We start from the raw sequence: 591 nt of genomic DNA on the forward strand, positions 1-591 counted from the left end.
CGCCCTAACGATGTTTGCCCTACGCCATAATCATCAAGCGATATTTTTACCCCAATAGCTTTTAAGTTTTCGAGGGCAATTATGCCTTTTTCTTCATTTTCAATCATATCGCGCTCGGTGAGCTCAATGGTGATCAACGCAGGGTTAACCTTATGCTTTTTTAAAGTACGTACTAATGACGAATGAAACCCCGCAAACGCAATATCTTGTGCCGATACATTGATAGCCGCTTGTAAATGTATGCCTTTTTGCTGCCAAGCGGCAACTTGTGCAATAACGGTATTAACCACCCAGGCGGTAAGCTCTACAATTAATCCCGACTGTTCGGCTAAATCAATAAACACCTCAGGCGACACCCAACTACCATCTTTACGTTGCCAGCGAATTAAGGACTCAACCTTATCAACCTTTTGTATTTTCATATTTAGTTTTGGCTGATAGGTCATAAATAACTGGCCGTCATCATCGCTTATAGCTTGCTTAAGCTCATCAAGCATAACTAAGCGCTCTAAATGCGCTTCGTCTTCGCCTTGTTGATAGTAATGAATATTTTGATGATGGCTGGTTGCGCTTTCTACTGCTATAAGTACT

General features: G+C 41.6%; 1 protein-coding gene. It reads right to left on the reverse strand.

Going from position 1 to position 591, the window contains the following annotated elements; all coding sequences use genetic code 11:
• Positions 1-591, reverse strand: a 591-nt coding sequence (locus AAEY62_RS20125) for an EAL domain-containing protein (protein ID WP_350635927.1), incomplete at both ends; no start/stop codon positions are given.

The sequence above is a fragment of the Pseudoalteromonas sp. GW168-MNA-CIBAN-0100 genome (assembly GCF_040309225.1).
GTDB lineage: Bacteria > Pseudomonadota > Gammaproteobacteria > Enterobacterales > Alteromonadaceae > Pseudoalteromonas > Pseudoalteromonas arctica.